The sequence below is a fragment of the Candidatus Pedobacter colombiensis genome (assembly GCA_029202485.1).
Classification (GTDB): Bacteria; Bacteroidota; Bacteroidia; order Sphingobacteriales; family Sphingobacteriaceae; genus Pedobacter; species Pedobacter colombiensis.
In genome coordinates, this window is the sequence record CP119313.1 from 4,501,772 (window position 1) to 4,521,592 (window position 19,821).

A 19,821-nucleotide genomic window follows, 5' to 3' on the forward strand; every position below is an offset into this window, starting at 1 on the left:
CAATTCAAATATATAAATAACAATGGCTTAAATGTAATGTGGTTTAATCTACATTTGGCATTACTTGCTGCCTGGGATTATTTGCGAGGTGTATCAATAGTTTCACATCATCACTGTTGGTTAACTCATAGTCTAATTCATGAAGCCCATCTTCCATTTTCAGGTTTTTAGACCTAAACTCCATTTCACTTCTTTTAGCCCATCTTGATGAAGCATGAAACTCTGTAGCTTTGGTAATCCTGATCACTTTCTCTATGTTATCAATAGTTATCCCTGAACCTGGCATAATGCTGATTCTACCTTCAGCCTGTTCAATCAGCCGGGCCAATTCAAACGCCCCTCTATCTGCTGTTAACTGACCCCCGGAGCTAAGTATCCTCGAAAAACCTAATTCTATAATCGTTTCCATACAATCAAACAAATCTATACACCTATCAAAAGCCCTATTGAAGGTAACTTTCATGTCACCGGCCAGGGCAAGCAACTCCGAACAACGCTTCTCATCTATGAATCCTTTGGGAGTCAAAATACCAAACACTACCCCCTCACATTTCAAATCCCGACACATCTTTATGTCCTCCTTCATCAGTTCGAACTCCAGATCGGTGTATAAAAAATCTCCACCTCTGGGCCTGATGAGCGGGTAGACCTCGATATCCACCATTCTTTTTGCCATTGCAATCTGTGCATAACTGGGTGTTGTACCCCCTTCATGCAGATTGTCGCAAAGTTCTACTCTTACAGCCCCTCCCTCTTGCGCTGCCAGGGCAGAGCGCAGCGAGTTGGCACATACTTCCATATTGACCATAGTTGTTTGTTTTACTTATTAATAATAAACTTTACCCTCAATTAGCAGATCCCCTTTTCTGAATGATACAGACTGCATAATAAACCAATTTTTGAATGGCATAGGAGGCTTAATAAATTTAGGTCTGCTTTGCATATCCAAAAACATTATTACAACTAATATAATTTAATTGTTTCATATCACGCTTTAAAACTGGACTTTAATTGAATTTCAGATAAATATTTGATCCCAAACAAACCAACTTCGGCACAATAGTTGATAATGCAGGGTGAATTGAATTAATAACAAATACACAAACAAAAATTATGAAGAAATTACTTTTTACTTTCATTGCCGTTGCTGCACTTTTCACATTGAACATGACTACTGCTTCAGCTCAAAGGTACAATAATGCTATCGGTGGTCGTTTTGGATCGGCTAATGGAGTAAGTTTTAAAACCGGCCTTAGTAAAGGTGCTATGTTAGAATTAATTGGGAACTTTAGAAGCAATAGCGTTGCCTCTTATGCTAATTTAACCGGTTTGTACGAAGTTTATAAACCAATCAATGATGCTCCGGGATTAAACTGGTACTATGGTGCCGGCGCAACAATTGGTTCTTACAAAGTAAAACATGGTGATGGAGACTTTTATCTATCGGCAAATGGTGTTTTAGGTTTAGACTATAAATTTAAAGATGCCCCTATCAACTTATCTTTGGATTGGGTTCCTGCTTTACAATTAACTCCAAACACTGGTTTTTGGGGTGGTGATATAGGCCTGGGCGTTCGTTTCGCTTTCTAAACGAATTAAAATAACAAAAAAAGGGCGGCAGGTTTTTATACTCCTGCCGCCTTTTTTGTTATAATTGTTGAGATAATAGCATAAACCAGAATGTACCTTCATTAGCGCTAACCTGTGGTAGGTGATTAACAAAATTATGATTGATATGAAAGAATTTTCCGATGAGAAACTTAAGATGAGGAGATATATATGGTTTCGGATAGATAGTTATTTGTCAACCTTTTTCTTCTTAGCTTTTACCCAGATTGTTTTTGCTCCCTACGGTTCAAATGATTATACTAATCTCAAATTCTATTTATGCTTAATTAATGCACTGGTAATGACGCTTTTTTTTCACGGAAGATCGATTCGCAGGCTTATTACTTTTATCAGAAATAAAGAAAGTGTACCGGATAAGTGGTATAAAGATTAAGGCAAAATATCTGATTATAAATAAAGAAAGGGCGGCAGGTTAAAAAAACCTGCCGCCCTTTCTTGTTGCACTTCGTTTTTGTTGAGCTGTTATTTCTAGCGCTTTACTTAAGATAAAAATTACCTTCTTAGAAAGAGCCTAGCCTTCTTCGCTTCTTCAGCGAAACAATGCAGCTCTTGAAGAGAACGGTTATTTTTAATTCTTCATCCAAGCCTTCCTTACTTTCGTTTGTAATTCGCTTGCATTCCCATCTATCTCCCCTACTAATTTTATTCCAGGGTAATTTTTAAGGGTAACATTAAAGTCTCTGATTACCCCATCTCTTGCTACTTTTATCACAACAACATCACCTACTTTTTTACTGCTGATAGCTGGCATACGCTCCACAGCTGACTCTATTGGTGTACCATCTATGCTAATCAATTCGTCGTTCACACTTAAGCCATCCACCCATGCTGCTGTATTACGCATGATCGAGGTAATGAACATCCTTCCTTCAGTCTTTTTAGACGTAACACCTAAATAAGGAGAGCTTTTACCTTCAAGCTCATTGGTAACTTTTATTCCGGCATAACCAAAGTATTTAGCATACTCCGGTAAGGTTATTCCGTTCACGTACTTTGCCCAGAAATCAGTAAAATCCTGTCCACTGATCTTTTCTACCATAGCTTTAAATTCAGCATCAGTATAACCTCTTTTCTGTGCTTTATTTTGCAAATACATCGCTTTCATCACATCATCCAGACTTTTAACTCCTTTTGTTGCCTGTGCAATTGCGACATCCATTAACACACCAACTACTTCACCTTTAGCATAGTAAGAAACCGTAGTATTGTTAGAGTTTTCATTAGGTCTGTATAATTTGATCCATGCATCATAGCTGGCTTCAGCTACAGATTGTACCCGTGCACCAGGAATATTAGAGACATTGCTCACTGCAGTAACCAACTTATCTGCAAACTCCTTATCAGTGATAAAGCCTGCACGCAACATTAGTTTATTCTCGTAATAAGCAGTAAAACCTTCGGCTACCCAAAGATTGGTCGTGTAGTTTTCATTATCGTAATCAAATGGCCCTAAAGCAATTGGACGCATTCTTTTTACATTCCACAAGTGAAAATATTCGTGAGCAACAAGATCTAAGAATTTGTTATAATCTTCTTGCGTACCATAGCCGTCGCGACTGGCGCCCAGTGTACAAGAGTTTAAGTGTTCTAAACCGCCACCACCTGTGGTGAAATTGTGCACAATAAATGTATAATGCTTATTTGGGTTTTCGCCATAAATTGCAGTGCCTTGCTCTACAATTTTAGCCATATCCACCTTTAGCTTCTCTTTATCGTAATTGCCACCACCAAACATCGCAACCTCATGTTTTACACCGGAGGCCATAAATTCGAATACATCCTGATTACCTACTTCAATAGGGCTGTCGAACAGGATATCAAAATCAGCAGCAGTATAGGTAAATTCTTTTCCGGCAACCGGCTCTAATCCCGTTGAGACTTTAGTCCAGCCTTTGTAAGGAATGATTTTTACAGTGCTGGCTTCTTTCAATAATCCATCAGGATACATAAATATTCCTGTGCTCGACAAGAAAGCATGGGTATCATCAATAAAAGAAGTACGCACAGAAGTCTCGAAAGCATATACCCTGTATTTGATTTTAACGGTATTGGCTTTGGAAGAAAATACCCTCCAGATGTTTTTCCTTACTTTTTCATGTTTTAATGTTTTGCTGCCTGTGGTAGCTTTAAAACCTTCTACGCTTTTAGAAAATTCACGTACCAGGTAAGAACCCGGAGCCCATACTGGCATCTTTACGTCTATATAATCTTTAACTAATCCAGAAATGGTCATTTCTACTTCGGCATAATGCGCCTGTGGTTCTATAAAACTTACTTCGAACCCTATTTTAACTTGTGATTTGGCCGTCATACCTACTGATAGTAATATTACTAATGCTAATAATGATTTTTTCATTGATGTTTTGTTCTTTTAACGGTTATTAAGCTTGCATAAGGTAATGCAATTGTTTGCTAAATTGTGCCAAACTTAGAGAAAACTGCGCAAAAAGCCGATTGTAGCACTGAATTTATTTCAAAATGTCCCAACCTGTAACACACTTAATACAAGCTGCTACAGTCATTTTAAATATTTTTGTGCGTTAACCTCTAAAGAGCGTTATTAGTAGTATACTGAAGTATCAAGGTATAAAATGCATTCGCCGGAACTCGAATTGCAGGTAAAACAAGAACCACAAACAAATGAAAGTAAAGTACATTATTTACACCCTGCTTGTTGTAGGAGCAGCTTATTTAATTTATTACAGGATCAATGCGAATAAAAAAATCGCAGAAGAAGGAGCAAACATGAGTAAGGGCGGAAAAGGAGGTGCTTCGAAAGGTCTACATGTTGATGGAATTGTAGTTACAGCAAGTGATTTCAGCAATGATCTGGAAATTACCGGAACTTTGGAAGCCAATGAATCTGTTGAATTACGCAGTGAGGTATCCGGGTTAGTGACCAGTATTAATTTTAAAGAGGGTGCCAATGTGAGTAAAGGCAGTTTGCTGGTTAAGATTAACGATAGAGATATACAGGCGCAACTGCAGCAGGCACTAACCAAACAGCAATTGTCGGCCGCCAACGAAAATCGTTCTAAACAATTGTTAGAAAAAGGAGCCATCAGTCAGGAAGAATACGACACTTCATTGGCCGATCTGCAATCACTTAAAGCACAAACCCAACTGATCCGTGCGCAGCTGGCAAAAACAGCTATCTATGCGCCATTTAGTGGTAAAATTGGTCTGCGCTCCATTTCTGTAGGTGGTTACATCACACCAACAACACTCATTGCAACCCTATCCAGTGTCAACCCCTTAAAAATTAGCTTCTCAGTTCCGGAGAAATACATGGGGCAAATAAAACTGAACTCGGAGATTTCCTTTACAACTGCCGGACTTAATAAAACGTTTACGGGTAAAGTTTTCGCCATAGAGCCTGGCATCAATACAGAAACCCGAACTTTACAAATAAAAGCACTTGCACCTAATGCCAATGATGAATTGAGGCCTGGTTCTTTTGCTAAAGTAAAATTGGCATTGAGCGCCATAAAAGATGCCATCCTTATACCGAACCAAGCCATTATCCCCGTATTGAAAGGTAAAACCGTTTTTATCAGTAAGGATGGTAAGGCGCAACAGATACCGGTTGAAGCAGGTACACGTACTGCTGATCAAATTGTGATCACCTCGGGTTTAAACGTTGGCGACACGGTATTAACAACCGGAGCAATGGCCTTAAAACCTAATGCACCAGTTAAAGTTACGGTGGTTAATCACAAATCGAAGCTATGAGTATTTCAACCACCAGTATAAAAAGGCCGGTTCTGGCCATAGTTATGAACCTGACGATCCTACTGTTTGGGGTAATCGGTTATAATTTTCTGGGCGTAAGGGAATATCCCAATATCGACCCTACAGTAATTAATGTGCGAACATCTTATCCAGGTGCCAACGCAGGTATTATTGAAACTCAAATCACTGAACCACTCGAAAAATCCATTAACGGTATTGATGGGATCAGGAACATTTCCTCATCAAGTAACCAGGGAAGTAGTAACATCACCATCGAATTTAACCTGAATAAAAACATTGATGATGCAGCCAATGATGTGCGCGATAAAGTATCTGAAGCGGCCAGAAGGTTACCTAAAGATATTGATGGAAATCCAGTTGTAAGTAAGGCTGACGCAAGCTCAGATGCCATCATTACCATGACCGTACAAAGTGATAAACGCAATGTAATGGAACTGAGTGATTACGCAGAGAATGTAATTGCCGACAGACTACAAACCATTACCGGGGTAAGTAGTGTACAGATCATGGGGCAAAGAAAATATGCAATGCGTATCCGTATTTCGCCGGATAAATTAGCGGCCTATGGCTTAACATCACAGGATATTGTAGCTGCATTGGATAAGGAAAACGTTGAATTGCCTTCTGGAAAAATAACAGGGGCCAACACAGAGCTGATTGTAAAAACACTAGGAAAATTAACCAACGCAGATGAATTCAATAACCTGATCCTAAAAAATCAGACTGGTAATGTGGTCCGCTTGAAGGATGTGGGTTTTGCAGAATTGGGTTCGGAAAATGAAGAAACGGTATTGAGAGAGTCGGGCAAACCGATGGTTGCCGTGGGCCTTATCCCCCAGCCCGGTGCTAATTACCTCGACATTTCTAAGGAGTTTGACAAACGTTTTGCGCAATTGCAAAAGGATGTCCCCCAAGATATTAAACTCAATATTTCTTTAGACACGACCAAATTTATCAAAGCCTCGGTAACCGAAGTTGCTGAAACTATCATTTTATCTTTGGTCCTGGTAATCCTGATCATTTATTTGTTTTTCAGAGATTGGGCCATCGCCTTCAGGCCACTTATTGATATTCCGGTATCATTGGTATTTACCTTTTTCATCATGTACATTTTCGGATTTTCCATCAATGTGCTGTCGTTGTTGGCTATTGTATTGGCAACAGGTCTGGTTGTAGATGATGGTATCGTGGTAACAGAAAATATCTTTAAAAAGGTAGAGGAAGGTTATTCACCTTTCGAAGCGGCCATTAAAGGATCAAATGAGATCTTTTTTGCGGTAATCTCTATTTCCATTACCCTCGCAGCAGTATTTTTACCGGTAATATTCTTGCAGGGCTTTGTCGGCCGACTGTTTAGGGAATTCGGCGTGGTAATCGGGGCCGCGGTTTTAATATCGGCCTTTGTATCCCTTACTTTAACACCGATGCTGAATGCCTATCTGATGAAAAAAGCAGGGCATAAAAAAACAAGGTTCTACGAAGTAACTGAACCTTATTTTATAAAGCTAAATGAAGGGTATGCTGAGAAATTAAATAAGTTTCTGGACAAAAAATGGTTGGCTATTCCCATTATAGCCGTATGTGTTGGTCTGATTGTGTTGTTCTGGAAGATATTGCCCAAGGAGACTGCCCCTTATGATGATCGAAGTGCAATCAACATGAACATAACCACTCCTGAGGGTTCTTCATTCGCTTATACGGATAAGTTTATGATGAAAATAAACCAGATGATCAATGATTCTGTGCCTGAAAAGAAAGTAAATATTACCATTACCTCACCTGGTTTTGGCGGTTCAGGTTCTACCAATAGTGGTTTCGTTAGGATGGGCTTAACTGATCCGACAGAAAGAAAAAGAACCCAGGCAGAGATTGCGGCAGACCTGACAAAGATTACCCGCAAATATTCGGAAGGGAAAGTGGTCGTTACCCAGCAACCGACTATTTCGGTAGGACGTCGTGGTGGATTGCCTGTCAATTATATCATCCAGGCTCAAAACTTTGAAAAGCTGCGTGAAAAAGTGCCTTTGTTTATGGATGAGGTAGCTAAAGACCCAACTTTTACCACATCAGATGTGAACCTGAAGTTTAACAAACCCGAAATCGACCTGATTATTGACAGGGATAAAGCTAAAAACCTGGGGGTATCAGTTTCTGATATTGGTACGGCCTTGCAACTTGGCTTAAGCGGTCAGCGTTTCTCTTATTTCTTTATGAACGGGAAGCAATATCAGGTGATTGGGCAATTTGAGGTGGGCGACCGTAAAGCCCCACTAGACCTGAGCTCGATATATGTACGAAATAACAATAATGAACTGATACAACTGGATAATCTTGTAACGGCAAAAGAAGAGAGCAGTCCGCCGCAACTTTACCGCAACAACCGTCTTACTGCCGCTACAGTCTCTGCTGGCCTGGCGCCAGGTAAAAGTATTGGTGAGGGTATAGCTGCAATGGACAGGATTGCCGAAAAAGTATTGGATGAATCATTTACTACCGACCTTGGCGGTGAATCGAGGGACTTTAAAGAAAGTTCATCGAATACACTTTTTGCCTTTGGACTGGCGTTATTGCTGGTTTATCTAATTCTTGCAGCCCAGTTTGAGAGTTTTGTCGATCCGATTATTATTATTTTAACGGTACCCATGGCCGTTGCTGGGGCATTTTTATCCCTATGGTTATTTGGGCAGAGTTGGAATATTTTTAGCCAGATTGGTACGATTATGCTGATTGGTTTGGTAACCAAGAACGGTATTTTGATTGTTGAGTTTGCCAACCAACTTAAGGAACAGGGAAAAAGTGTACATGATGCCATTAGGGAAGCTTCGGTTTCGAGGTTAAGACCTATCCTAATGACCAGTCTGGCTATCGCCATTGGTGCTCTTCCTATTGCCATGGCTTTAGGAGCTGCCGCAAAAAGCAGGATGGGTATGGGTATTGTAATTGTGGGCGGAACAACATTTGCATTGGTACTAACCTTATTTGTTATCCCTGCAATCTATTCGTACTGGTCAAAAGAGCACAAGGCAAATACAGAATTAGAACAATCATTAAAATTAGCATTGGAACATGAAAAGGGTTAATTACATGCGGGGGAAGCGTAGTATTGTTGCATTTTGTTTAATGACGGTTTTGTCCATGAGCGCACAACTGGCTTTAGCACAGCAAAAACTTGATTTGCAAGAAGCCATTAGCATTGCACTAAAAAATAACTACGATATTAAGCTGGTAAACAACAATGTTCAGATTGCTAAAAACAATGTAAACCCAGGTAATGCAGGGATGCTACCTCAGCTAAATGGAAACTTTAGTGATGGAGGCAGCAGACAGAACATCACCCGTACGCAAAGTAACGGGAATCAGCAAACACTTGATGGCGTAAGAAATACCAGTATGAATTATGGGGCTGCACTAGGCTGGACAATATTTGATGGACTACAGATGTTTACCAATTATGAACGCCTTAAAGAGTTGCAAAAATTGGGTGAGGTGAATGCAAAAGCTACCATATTGACTACGGTAAGCAATGTAATCAGTGCCTATTATACCGTATTGAAAGAGCAGCAGCTCATCATGGCAAGAGATAGTGCATTGGATATATCTCAATTGCGTTTAAAAATTGCCAATAACAAGCTCACCATCGGCAGGGGTTCTAAGCTGGATGTACTCGCCGCTCAGGTAGATTACAATACAGATACCTCTGCATATTTACAGGAAGTGAACTTGTTAAAAACAGCAAAAACGGCCTTGAATCAGGTAATGGCTAGAGACCTTAATGTTGATTTTAAGGTTGCTGACCGAATTGATATTGATGCTGCGCTGGATTACGCCACACTGGAAGGCCAGACGACAAGGCTAAACCCTGATCTACAGAGTGCGCTCATTAATAAGAAAATTGCTGAACTCAATTTAAAGCAGGTAAAAGGGCAGCGCTATCCAACAGTAGGCATAAATAGTGGTTATGAATTTCAGAAGAGTGCGAGCCCGACAGGCTTTAACACCCAGCAACGTTCAACCGGCTTGACGTATGGGGTTACTGCCAGCGTAAACATCTTTAACGGTTTTTTACAGCGTCAGAATGAACGAAATGCAAAAATTGGAATCAGCTCTTCGGAATTGACTTTTGAAAAGACCAAACTAGACATCAATGCGCAATTGTTATCCACTTATCAAAACTATAGCACCAACCTTGATCTGCTTAAAGTTGAGAAAAGCAACATGGATATTGCCAGGCAAAACATTGACATTACCCTAGATAAATACAGATTGGGTAGTATCTCTCCGTTAGAGCTCAGAGAGGCTCAAAGAAACTTCATCAATGCTATAATACGTTATCTAAATGCAGAATATGAAGCAAAATTAACGGAAATCAGCCTAAAAGAAATCAGCGGTACTTTGAATATTCAATAAGATTACTATTTTTAGCGAATGATTCTAGTAGCAGACAGTGGTTCAACAAAAACCGATTGGATGGGTTACAGCCCAAATGAACAAATCAGCTTTAGCACGCAAGGTATAAACCCTTATTTCCTTAATGCACATGACATTTTTAAGCTCTTTTCTAAAAAGAAAGAAATTGCTCAGTATGCAAGTCAGGTTAAAGAAATTTATTTTTTTGGAGCAGGCTGTTCTTCACCCGATAAGGTAGAGATCATATCGAACGGCATTTCTTCATTTTTCACCAATGCATACGTTTCTGTAGAACATGATTTAATGGGTTCCGCTTATGCTACTTGTGGGGATAAACCAGGGCTTTCCTGTATTTTAGGTACAGGCTCCAATATATCGTATTTTGACGGTAAAAATTTACATTTTGGTAAACATGGCTTGGGCTATGTTTTGGGTGATGAAGGATCGGGTACATGGTTTGGCCGCAAACTGATCACTTCCTATCTATATAACCAAATGCCGGCGGATCTGAGCTTTGAATTTAGACAGGAGTTTCCTATAGATAAAGAAACGGTGATTACTAATGTATATCAAAAACCGAGTCCAAATACCTATTTAGCTTCTTTTAGCCGCTTTATGGTAAATCATAGAATGCATCCATTTATCGTAAATATTTTACGCGAAGGCTTTCAGGAATTTATAGATACCAACATTAAAGATTATAGTGATTATAAACGCATTGAAACTCATTTTGTAGGTTCTATTGCCTTCTATTATCAGGATATATTAAGAGAGGTTTGCTTAAAGAATCAAGTTAAAGTGGGACAAATTCTTCAAAAACCTATTGAAGGAATTTACAACTACATTTTAAGAAAAGAAGGCATTACGGTTTAGTAAATCTGTTAATTTTCCTTATTCCGTAAACAACCCCTGCAACTAACAACACAGCAACACCTCCATCCACCGGTACATCGGGATCACCTCCTGGAAGGCCTGGATCGTTTATTGGCATGCCCTTAGTAAACAGACAGCTGAGTATTAAAACAAAAAGAAGTACATATCTCATCAGTTTAGTTTTTTAAAATTTTAAAGGAAGTAATGATTTTATTTCTGGTCTGATCTATCAATTGTAATGTATAAATCCCCTTTATCAATTGACTACAGGGCAGCTGTACTGGGATACCGGGTTCTAAAATGGCGACTTCATTACGCCACACAATCTCTCCGGAAATGGTACTGATTAAAACCTTCAGGTTTCTCCAGGTTTGATTTACGGTCTTCAAATAAATGAGATCATTCACTGGGTTTGGATAAAATAAAAAGGGTTTATCTGTACCTTCATTTATTGGCTTCGTTGTTTTATGCAGCGGTTCAAACAATAAAGAAAAACGCTGTGTACCATAAGACCTGCCGACTTCGGTATCCATAGAAAATGGATATGTACTTTCACCTGCTGCGATGGGATACTGCATGTCGAGATAATGATCAATTAAGGTAAGCTGTTCATTGTTGTTAAAGACTGCATTAAACTTCAAAGCATAGGTGCCGGTCGTCCAGCCCTTCACAAACAATTTAATTTCCCTCCGACCTGTATCTGTAGCCCGCTCATCAATTGACAATTTATTCCCATTAGTAGCCAGACCCGAAATGCTTAAATATCCCTCTCCTATTTTAGCTGCATCGGCATCGTTGATTTCATTATTGCCGGAGGGATGTAGTGTTAAAATGTAATCGTCAGATAGGTCTTCTTTATTTAAGGTTATTTTCAACCTTGTTTTTCCATCGTATTGCGCTAAGCCAGTTTCTTTCCGGGTGGTAGAAAGCTTTCTTGAAAAGCCGGGGACAGCCTCTATATATTTTGCCTGTTCTGTAAATGTAAGTGTACCACTGTAACTACCGTTACTTACTTTAACAAAGAAACCTGCACCAGGACGAATGATATATGCCGGGTCATCTGTTACCCGATAGGCATTGTTTTTTGTATCAAATACCCATATAAAAGGTCCAACATTGATCTTTTGTAAATTACCCCATAAAATTGCCGAGGCATAGGGATTACCCAATAAATTATACCCATCCCCCTCCGCCCCCATATCCCTGTTATACAGGTCAATCCGGAGTTCACCTGTAAACAATTTGCCGGTATAGTTGAGTGTATAGGGACGTGGATTAGAGAACGGAGTCGTTTGTATTTGATGAATATAAGCGTTTGGTTCTTCTCTGCTTCCTCTTGAAAACACATAAAATCCTTTTCCCACCGACACATTTGTGCCCATGCTGGCAATGCTGATATATTTCTGAGATAGGCTTCCGGGCAAGGACTGATCATGGCTATAAATAGTAGCGTTGTTATTGGGAGAGGGATCAAAGCCGTTATTTATACCTCCTGGTCCCGTTACAAAAATACTTTGCTGAATCGCATTTAGGTTGTATAGTTTTGCCGTTCCCACTGATTGGTATACTGGTGAAGTTAGCAACCACCAACCACGTGCCGTTGAAGGTGCTGAAAAATCACCATCAATAAACTGTTGTACAATTACGTTTCCAATAACATTTGCCTCGCTGGTATTTTGTATGGGCAATAAGGAGGCATGATCAGTTGGCCCGGTTGAAGATATGGTGAGCTGGCCATTAGAGTTTAACACTCCTTTAATCAGCGCAACCTGCCTGCTTACTTTCAATTTGCCCTGGAGTAATGCTATACCTTCTTTCGACACCATATTTACTTCTAAACGGGAAACGGTACAGGTGCCCGATCCGGTAAAAGTTTGCAAAGCATAATTGCTATTAAAAACCAAGGTACCGGTATTTTGATTTAAAATAATTGATCCATTATTGACCACATCGTTTTTAAAAACCAACCGTACTTCTTCATTTAAAGCTATTGAAGCTGACGAGCCAATTTGTGTTTTACAGTTCACTTCAAAATCACTTCCTAATGAAAGCCGGGCACCGGGTTCCAGAATAAAACTATTTACGACGACAGGAGTAACTGTTTGCAGCTCCTTTCCTGCCTTAACAATTACATTGGCATAAGGCGCCGGAACCTTTCCATAACTCCAGTTACCTTCATCTCCCCAATTGCTTGTCCCATTGGCCCCTGTAAATTCATTTGCCAGCGCTGTTTGTATAGGATTTATCTCCTGGGGCGAAACATGGATAAAGGCTGCAGGATTAACCTGATTCCTGTATTCCGTTAACAGCCAATCTCCAGTCCTTTCTGTATGCAATATCCTCAGCTCATCAATCATCCCATTAAAGTATCTATCGTTTTGTTTGCTCTTACCAATACTAAATTGTCCGCCTTTTTTCGCTGCCGAAATAATCGAACCTCCCCCTCCTCTATGTTCTCCATTTATATAAATCGCTTTCTGCTGATTGTTATACATTATTCCGAGATAGTACCAGGTATCCGGCAAGAGCGCCATAGTTGATTTCCGACTGAACTCACCTGAGGTTTCGAATGTATTAAAGACTATATACCCTTCTGGATTTACGGCAATACGATATCCACCTGATAAAGTATCATTAGCCAGAATAACCTGGTCGACCCCAATTTGATTAAGTTTAAACCATAAGGTAATATACACCGTTGCTTCTGTATCTGGAGCTGCATGCATTGCTTCTGTAATTCCATTAAGCCGAACTGCTGTCCCGATTTTACCTTGATGGAAGTTAGTCAAACTCATTCCAGCATTACCTATCAAGTCCTTTCCCGAACTTTGATTGGCACTGCGACTGGTTGCAGGCACAATATCAGAGTTTACATGCCAGACATTTTGGTAAGCGCTGGTCCAGGTGGCACGGCTTTCTGCAGAGAAAGGCTTGTGCGTTTCCTTTGCCCCATAGTAAAGATAAAGCTCATTGTTGCCTGGCTTCCCTTCTGCAATCAATTCATTTATCCGCACCCAACAACTTAACTTTCCTTTCAAAGCATCATAAGTATCGAGTTGAAAGTTAATTGGTACGCTGGATTGGGCGGCAGTAGCAAATGAGATATCCAGTTCTTTGTTATTCTGCGCCATATACACGCAACCTGTCGCCTGTTTCAATTCGGTATCTTCCATTTCAATCAGTACAGAAAAGTCAAGCAGGTTAACCTTGCCTTGAATCATGGATTTATCAATTGTTATCTTTTTCCGAAAGTTATATCCTGACATCCAGCTCTGCGCAATTGCATTACCATATACCGTAACCCCGAAAACAAGAATAATCATCCACTTAAACCAAAAAATTGAATAAACCATCAGTATTTAATATTTAATTACAAAATAACAAATTAGTTAATTTACACAATTCAATATTAAATAATTACACTTAAAATTCATAATTAAATTTATAAATAAGATAAAAATATCGTTATTATAAATTATAAGATATAAAAAAGCGCCTGTATTATGATACAGACGCTTACCGATTTTATAGTTTATCGTAAATGCTTATGCGTATATCTTTTTGGCCATCTTTTTATTCATTTCTTTTCTGACCATTGCAGCAATCAACTCCAATTTCTTTCTTTCATGGGGCATGAATGTTCTATGCTTTTTATCAATGATGCAAACACTTCCTGCATGAAAACCTTCATCGGTAGTTATAGGTACGGCTGCATAAAACTTCATTCCTAATTCTCCTACAATTAAGGGATTTGACATCAACCTTGGCGCCACCGAAAGTCCCTCAAACATTTCATCTCCTTCATTGAGGATAGCTAATGAGCAAACACTGGTTTCCGTATGCAAGTCTGCCCCCCGATTGGTTTGGGTCTTAACTTTCGACCAGATATAGTCCTGATCTACAAAATTAATTACGGCTATTGGAGTATCAAATATCGTTGCAGTTAATATTGCCAAATCATCAAAAACAGTTTCCGATTTAGTATATATAATTCTATATCTATTTGATTTCTCTAGTCGGGATTGCTTATCCAGCGCAATACTGTTTCTTATTTTCTTTTCCAATTTCTTCCTATCTAGCTACCTAGTTTTAGACAATTACCATACCCTATTCAATCAATGTCCATATACATTATGCTCTGGCGCTTTTAAGTCCTAAGTGTGTAATTTACACTAAAAAAATAAGGGGGTGAAAATTACTCAAATTGTTGAATAAAACTACAAACGATCTCATTATCTGTTTCATAAAGACCAATTAGTTTTCCACAATCTCATAATCCTCAAATACCCATTCATTTTTTGGGTTCTTTTTATAATTTACTTTATAGCTCTTATTGGGAGGTATGGTAAAATGAAAAGAAAGTTCCTTTTCATTTGCATTTTTGGGAATAAAGCCTGGAAGTAAGGTATCTGCGATGAGTTTTATTTGCGATTCGGGGTGCATAAATTACAGCTTTAATTAAAGAATTTAGTTTAAAAGTTCATTATACACAAAATTAATCTTATAATTGGTTACTTAATTGCTATTTGATAAGAATGAAATCTATTTTTAACCTCTCGGTATTGCTCCTAACGTGCTTATTCAGCTTCGGGCAGGAATATCCCAGATCCACCCAATATATCTTTAACAATTATTTAATTAACCCAGCAATTTCAGGAATAGACAATTATACTGACCTAAAACTGGGTTACAGAAATCAATGGAAAGGGCTTGAAGGCGCACCTGTTACTCAATACATTTCTATTCATGCTCCAATTGGACAAGACTTTGTAAGAAGCTCGGTAAACTCCTTTTCCGGAGCCGGTTATAATCCTTTAAGCCGCAGCTATGTGGACACTTATACATCAGCAGAACCTCATCATGGGATAGGATTCTATGCTATGACAGATAAGGCTGCCCGAATAAGGCAAACCAATATAGGTGGAAGTTACGCTTATCATTTAGGATTGAGTTACGATGTAAACCTTTCGCTTGGAATTTCTGCCGGAATAGCTTCTACCAGTATCGATGTAGCTAACATAACGGTTGACAATGCTGCTGATCCACTTTTATCTGCAGATTACAATAATAAAATCAGACCTGATGTTGGTGGTGGGCTATGGCTTTATAGTCCCCATTTTTTTGTAGGTGCATCAGCAAAGCAGATATTAGGTTATCGTTCTAAAACCCCGAACAAACAAACCAACTTATCGGCCTACCAAACAGCTACATTTTACGGTACTGCAGGGTATAAGTTTTTTGTGGATGAAGACATTGCCTTTATTCCATCAACCTTATTAACCTATTGGTTAAGCGCCCCTCCCACCATAGATGCCAACCTTAAAATTGCGTATCAGGACAAATTCTGGATTGGGGGAAGCTATAGAAACAATGATTCTTTCTCTGCTCTCGCCGGTTTTAATATAGGTTCATTAGTCAACATCAGTTATTCATATGATGTAACTACTTCTGCATTGCGATCTGTTAACAATGGCACCCATGAGATCGTATTGGGTATACTGTTGAATAACCGTTATGACGTAAAATGTTCTACGCGTCAGTTTTAAAATGCTTTTATAAATTTATCGTAGCAAAGTAATGCTTCCGGCTATTGGTTTACAATCGGCCCTGAGGTCTATTTTATAATAATACGCCCCTGCAGGAAGATCTACACCTCTAAACTTCCCATCGAATGGTTTGTTATATGGCCCTACAGATTCGTAAACCAATTGGCCACTTCTGGTATAAACCTTAATATTAATATCAGCATGGTCTGGTAAACCAGTTATCATCCAGTAATCATTCATACCATCACCATTGGGCGTCATGGTATTCTTAATCTCCAGGTTGTCATTAGTTACTTCAATATGTAGCGGGGCAAATTTGCTGTAGCAACTACCCAGCTTTTTCCTGATTTTATAATCACCTGTTTTATTTACTTTAAATATAAATATCCCATTAGTACTCTCCATAATCGGGGTAGCATTTGTTTCTTCACGATATAATTGATAGGTTCCTTCTTCCGGCGCCAGCACCTTAATCATAATCTCCGTGGCATAACATACACGCAAATCATTTGCTACAGGGGTACTAATTGGAAAAGAAGGATTTTCGACTGTATAATAATCAGCACTCTCCTTGTGTCCACAACTTGTGGCATCTTCCAAAATCATGCGGTATTTACCTGCAGGCACCCCTAGCAAATCTGGAGTAGCCCCGGAATAAACACGTTCGCCAGCTTCATTCTCCCAAGTAAACCTATATGGTTGAACACCCCCACTAAATCTAACTCCCTTTACTGCACCTCGAGACAAACTACATCCGTCGTTAGTAACCATCCCACTTCCAGGAATAATCGCAAGCTCATCGATTTTATGTACTACAAAAGGGCCAAACTCTAAAATACAGTTATTGTCATCATAAGTAAAATACCTATAAGTTCCCGGTGCAACTCCATTTAAGTCCTTAACTGTCCCTGTCGGCAAAACAGTACCCATATCATCCCGCCATTCAAATCTTCTTGGCTCTGCAGTTGTATAGGTCAAAGTAATTCGACCGTTGTTCAATCCACAAGTAGCATCAACAATCCGTTCAGACAAATTGTAAATCGTAGGAAGCGTCTGATCTACCCGAAAATCTCTGCTATCGCTGCAACCTGTAATAGTATTACGAGCTTTTAATGTATATGTTCCCGGAGCAAGGTCTTTTAATAGCAAAGACTGACCAGGAGAATATGTCCCCTCTTCTAAAATTACCCCAGCCGGACTAAACCATTGAATATAATTGGCTTCTGTTATCGTAACGCCAAAGATGCTTCCATTTGATTTATTACAGGTTGCTCTTGTGGTCTGCGCCAAGCTAATATTTACTGATTTAATAATAGGAATAGTATAAATCTGTGTTACAGGAGTACAATTCCCCTGATCCATAACTGTAAGAATATACATGCCACCTTCAACCCCCGTTAAATCAAGCTGATTGCCACCTACTATTGCTCCAATATATGGGGGAACGCTTGGGTTATACACATTCCATCTGTAAGTCAAGGTCCCTGTTGGTGTACCCCCAATGGTAATACCAGTTATAGCGCCATCTGCAAAGCCGCACTTAGCTGGTGATGGTGGCACTGAGTTAACAATGCGAGGTATTGGTCGCTCCTTTATTTCACGCCCTTGCTCGCTCACACTACATCCAGCCTCATCTGTAACAATAAGTTTATAGGTTCCTGCTGGCATAGTAACTGGGGTTCCAGTTCTTATTATATTCCCAGCCTGGTCAACCCATTTAAATGTTTTTACTCCCTTTCCCCTTTGCACCGTAGCAGAAAAAGTAAATGAAGTCTGTCCGCATTGTTCTGCAGGCCATGAAACTATCAAATCTGTTAGCTTCTGATCTTTGATCTCTAGTAACGGTACTTTCTTAATTTCCCTGCACCCGTCATTAGTGATGAGTTCATAAAACCCTTCACGAAGATCCAAGATTTCCTGAGCAGTTCCTAAATCTACTTTAGTACCATCACCAAGCACTTTATACCATTGAAAAGTAATACCTTCCCGAGGCTCAGGAACTTTAATGGAGCCATTACCATTACAGGTAACCGGTTCATTTAGTATCTCATTATCTAATACCTCAGCTGTCGAAAAGGGTGAAGTAGTTAAATTAAGAACAGTTGCTGTAGCAGTAACTTTTCCACTTATTGTGCCGCTATAATTCCACCGGCCATCGCTCCCGGTTGGAACAGTTGCAAAATACTGCCTGCCCTCGCATAAACCTTTGCAGTTTTCTGTGTAAAAAAGTTCAATTGTCGAATTAGGCGTTGCCTTTCCGGAAAGGAAACCTGATCTAGTGATCAAAATTTGCACATAAGGTTGTGCTATATTTTGGGTTTTACCTATTCCAGATGAGGTGTTACAATACATACTATTGCGGGTAATTGTAATCGGTTTAGCAGATAAAGATTCTATACCGAACTCATTATTGGCGATTTTATTTGCCTTGGCGTCTGTATCACCACCAATAAATCCTACCGCACCTGATTCGATTTTAACCCCTATTCCATTACCCAATACCTCCGAGCCCTGCACTCCTGTCCCAATACTATTCCCGGTTACAATGAAATCAGCATTAGCAATAGACAGTCCTGCAGTTCGATTTCCAGAAATCACGTTGTCGCGTACATATAAATTAGTATTAGCAGCATCTACCTTTAATCCGCTTATTTCTACAGCGGAGGGCACAGCAAAAAGTGGTATCCCATGGAAATCTATTGTACCTGTTCGGTCAGTTCCAATTTTATTGTTAACCACATTTATAGCGAAACGTGTACTACCATAACTGCTTCCTCTAAGATCAATATTGATCTTATTTGCTGAAATAACATTCCCATCCCCAGGATTATCGCCGCCAATAGTAAGTGAACCATCCCTAAAGTCTATGGCATTAATACCATTAAAATTAGTTTTTGCCGTAAGTCCATCATAATGTAAACCAATAAAGTTAGACCGAATACTAATATCTGTAATAGGCGTTGTTAGGTAGTAATTAGAAACACTACGGAGGGAAATTCCATATTGATTTCCACTAATCACATTACCCTTTCCGGGAGCACCAATTTTTATATTTTTTGCTCTGGCATCGATGATAATCCCTGAAGCCTGAATACTTGTGTTCTGCAAATTTGTGATTCTCGCAAAATCCTTAATATAAAGACCATAAATTTCCACATCACTTGTCTGCACATCGGTAGTATTGACGTTTGCTATAGTTAGACAAGAGGTGAAAAGAGAAGTCATTGATGGATCTTCAGGCTCGATAATGATCTTTGCCCCTGATGCACCCAAAGCCGGACCTGTTTGTGTAGTTCCGTCAATAGTTACATTGGAAGGAACGTTGGGTAACTGGCTCCGCAACCTGATTGTACGATTTGTTTCATTAGACATATCACCAGGCAGATTGAAATTAATGATATACGGTGTCGTTCTTACAGTGGGAATATTTTTTAATGCTTCCCTCAACGTCCCTGCCCCTGCATCAGCGGTACTTGTTACAAAAACAGTTTGAGAAAATCCAGTCAAGAAACTGAAGAGCAGAAACACCAGAATGGCACATTTAGAGTAGCGCATAATTAAAAATGAAATGCCAATTTACAATTTAATGTAATTATAGCATAAATATTTTTAA

Annotated in this window: 13 protein-coding genes; 6 read left to right on the forward strand and 7 right to left on the reverse strand. The window is 39.3% G+C overall.

What is annotated here, in order from left to right:
* Positions 1-43: 43 nt before the first annotated feature.
* Complete coding sequence (locus P0Y49_18805; protein ID WEK18829.1) at positions 44-808, reverse strand: copper homeostasis protein CutC; 765 nt, start codon at positions 806-808, stop codon at positions 44-46.
* 305 nt (positions 809-1,113) lie between these two features.
* Between P0Y49_18805 and P0Y49_18810 the strand changes: the two genes are divergently transcribed.
* Positions 1,114-1,590 carry a hypothetical protein gene (locus P0Y49_18810; protein WEK18830.1) on the forward strand — a complete coding sequence of 159 codons (477 nt, stop codon included), beginning with the start codon at positions 1,114-1,116 and terminating at the stop codon, positions 1,588-1,590.
* Positions 1,591-2,197: 607 nt separating this feature from the next.
* Here P0Y49_18810 and P0Y49_18815 read toward each other — a convergent pair.
* On the reverse strand, positions 2,198-3,985 hold the full coding sequence (locus P0Y49_18815; protein WEK18831.1) for a PDZ domain-containing protein: 1,788 nt from the start codon (positions 3,983-3,985) through the stop codon (positions 2,198-2,200).
* A gap of 284 nt (positions 3,986-4,269) precedes the next feature.
* Between P0Y49_18815 and P0Y49_18820 the strand changes: the two genes are divergently transcribed.
* From P0Y49_18820 to P0Y49_18835, 4 genes are read left to right on the forward strand one after another with little or no spacing between them, the layout of a single operon-like run.
* Entirely contained in the window at positions 4,270-5,361 is a 1,092-nt protein-coding gene (locus P0Y49_18820; GenBank protein WEK18832.1) for an efflux RND transporter periplasmic adaptor subunit, read from the forward strand.
* On the forward strand, positions 5,358-8,462 hold the full coding sequence (locus P0Y49_18825) for an efflux RND transporter permease subunit (GenBank protein WEK18833.1): 3,105 nt from the start codon (positions 5,358-5,360) through the stop codon (positions 8,460-8,462). The genes P0Y49_18820 and P0Y49_18825 overlap by 4 nt, the downstream gene beginning before the upstream one ends.
* The gene (locus P0Y49_18830) at positions 8,449-9,789 is read left to right on the forward strand and encodes a TolC family protein (GenBank protein WEK18834.1); all 1,341 of its coding nucleotides are present in this window, start codon (positions 8,449-8,451) and stop codon (positions 9,787-9,789) included. Before P0Y49_18825 ends, P0Y49_18830 begins: the two co-directional genes overlap by 14 nt.
* An 18-nt stretch (positions 9,790-9,807) precedes the next feature.
* Positions 9,808-10,662 carry an N-acetylglucosamine kinase gene (locus P0Y49_18835; protein WEK18835.1) on the forward strand — a complete coding sequence of 285 codons (855 nt, stop codon included), beginning with the start codon at positions 9,808-9,810 and terminating at the stop codon, positions 10,660-10,662.
* Here P0Y49_18835 and P0Y49_18840 read toward each other — a convergent pair.
* The 4 genes from P0Y49_18840 to P0Y49_18855 form a co-directional block, all read right to left on the reverse strand.
* Positions 10,652-10,834 (reverse strand): hypothetical protein, encoded by a 183-nt coding sequence (locus tag P0Y49_18840; protein ID WEK18836.1) that lies wholly within the window; start codon positions 10,832-10,834, stop codon positions 10,652-10,654. The genes P0Y49_18835 and P0Y49_18840 overlap by 11 nt on opposite strands.
* Before the next feature lie 4 nt (positions 10,835-10,838).
* Positions 10,839-14,015, reverse strand: coding sequence for a hypothetical protein (locus P0Y49_18845; protein ID WEK18837.1), 3,177 nt, complete (start codon positions 14,013-14,015; stop codon positions 10,839-10,841).
* 192 nt (positions 14,016-14,207) lie between these two features.
* The gene (locus tag P0Y49_18850) at positions 14,208-14,726 is read right to left on the reverse strand and encodes a GAF domain-containing protein (protein WEK18838.1); all 519 of its coding nucleotides are present in this window, start codon (positions 14,724-14,726) and stop codon (positions 14,208-14,210) included.
* 190 nt (positions 14,727-14,916) lie between these two features.
* Positions 14,917-15,105: a hypothetical protein gene (locus P0Y49_18855; GenBank protein WEK18839.1), complete on the reverse strand. Its 189-nt coding sequence runs from the start codon at positions 15,103-15,105 to the stop codon at positions 14,917-14,919.
* A gap of 92 nt (positions 15,106-15,197) precedes the next feature.
* On the opposite strand from P0Y49_18855, the gene P0Y49_18860 reads away from it, so the two are divergent.
* Positions 15,198-16,208, forward strand: a complete 1,011-nt coding sequence (locus P0Y49_18860) for a type IX secretion system membrane protein PorP/SprF (protein WEK18840.1) — start codon at positions 15,198-15,200, stop codon at positions 16,206-16,208.
* Between the two features lie 15 nt (positions 16,209-16,223).
* On the opposite strand, the gene P0Y49_18865 is transcribed toward P0Y49_18860, so the two are convergent.
* The gene (locus P0Y49_18865; GenBank protein WEK18841.1) at positions 16,224-19,763 is read right to left on the reverse strand and encodes a gliding motility-associated C-terminal domain-containing protein; all 3,540 of its coding nucleotides are present in this window, start codon (positions 19,761-19,763) and stop codon (positions 16,224-16,226) included.
* Between the last annotated feature and the right edge of the window lie 58 nt (positions 19,764-19,821).